Here is a 987-nt window from a genome sequence, read left to right as displayed (position 1 = left end):
CTCCATCACCCGGCCCCGCACAACAGCAGGAACAACCACCGATGACCAAGACCTTTCTGATAGCCGGCGCCGCAGGCGGACTCGGCGGCCGTATCGTCGAGGCGGCTCTCACCGCCGGCCACAACGTGATGGCGACGGATCTGGACACTGACGCCATGACCGTCCCGGACGAGTACCGCGACCGGTTGCGCGTACGGACCCTGGACGTGACCGACCCGGCTGCCGCCCGTTCCGCTGCGGCCTGCGCGGTCGCCGAGTTCGGCAGCATCGACGTGCTGGTGAACTGCGCCGGCACCCGCCGTATCGGCTCGATCGAGGACATGCCGGAGAACGAGTTCCGCCGCAACATGGAGGTGAACTTCTTCGGCGTGGTCAACACCGTGCGGGCGGTGCTGCCAGTGATGCGCGCGCACCGTTCCGGCAGCATCGTCAACGTCTCCACCATCGGCGGCCGCCGCGACCAACCCGGCCTTGGCGCCTACCAGTCGTCCAAATGGGCTCTGGGAGGCTTCACCGAGATCCTCGCCCGCGAGGTCGCTCCGGTCGGCATCCGCGTCACGCTCGCCGAGCCCGGAGGCATACGCACCCCCTGGGCCGCCGCCCCGCTGCCGGTACCGGACATCCACGAGGATTACGACGCGACCGTCGGCGCCTTCGCCCGGACCTACAGCGCCAACCCGGACGTGATGCGCGGCGACCCGGCAAAGATGGCCGCCGTGATCCTGCGCCTCACCGAGGAGCCGGCGCCGCCGGTGCGGCTTCTGCTCGGCTCCGACGCCGCCTGGCTCGCCCCGCAGATCGCCGAGGCACGCGCGGCCGAGGACGCGGCGTGGCACGAGGTCAGCATCTCCACCGACCTCGACGGGCTCGGCCGCTTCGCCGAGACCTCCGTCGCACGAATGGTCCGCCCCGCCACGAGCTGAGCCGGGCCCAGCCCACGCGCTTCGACAACAGCCCCGCATGGCCCGGCCGCGGCGCCACCCGGCC

The 987-nt window shown here is 71.5% G+C and carries 1 protein-coding gene; it reads left to right on the top strand.

Annotated elements, in window-relative coordinates:
• Positions 1-923, top strand: a 923-nt coding sequence (locus tag EHS43_RS45145; protein ID WP_260471031.1) for an SDR family NAD(P)-dependent oxidoreductase, incomplete at its 5' end; no start/stop codon positions are given.
• Positions 924-987 lie beyond the last annotated feature (64 nt).

It is taken from the genome of Streptomyces sp. RP5T (assembly GCF_003933965.1).
In the GTDB taxonomy this organism is placed as follows: domain Bacteria; phylum Actinomycetota; class Actinomycetes; order Streptomycetales; family Streptomycetaceae; genus Streptomyces.
This window is presented reverse-complemented; position numbering and strand designations above follow the sequence as displayed.